Annotated in this window: 1 pseudogene; it reads left to right on the top strand. The window is 66.9% G+C overall.

Annotated elements, in window-relative coordinates:
- Positions 1-420 (top strand): annotated as a pseudogene (locus EOA86_RS38210) (electron transfer flavoprotein subunit alpha/FixB family protein); the annotation flags it as partial.

Below are 420 nucleotides of genomic sequence, written 5' to 3'. Positions count from 1 at the left end.
GTGCAGTCGAGCGACGCCAAGAAGGTCATCACCGTGCGCACCGCCTCCTTCCAGGCTGCACCCGAGGGCGGTTCCGCCCCGGTCGAGACGGTTCCGGCGGCGGCCAATCCCGGCCTGTCGAGCTTTGTCGAAAACAAGCTTTCCGAGACCGATCGTCCGGAGCTGACTTCGGCCAGGATCATCATCTCGGGCGGCCGCGCGCTGGGCTCCTCGGAGAAATTCCAGGAAGTCATCCTGCCGATCGCCGACAAGCTCGGCGCCGCCGTCGGCGCCTCCCGTGCCGCCGTCGACGCCGGCTACGCGCCGAACGACTGGCAGGTCGGCCAGACCGGCAAGGTGGTCGCACCCCGATCTCTACATCGCCGTCGGCATCTCCGGTGCCATCCAGCATCTTGCCGGCATGAAGGATTCGAAGGTCAT

It is taken from the genome of Mesorhizobium sp. M5C.F.Ca.IN.020.32.2.1 (assembly GCF_004023105.1).
Lineage (GTDB): Bacteria > Pseudomonadota > Alphaproteobacteria > Rhizobiales > Rhizobiaceae > Mesorhizobium > Mesorhizobium wenxiniae.
This window is presented reverse-complemented; position numbering and strand designations above follow the sequence as displayed.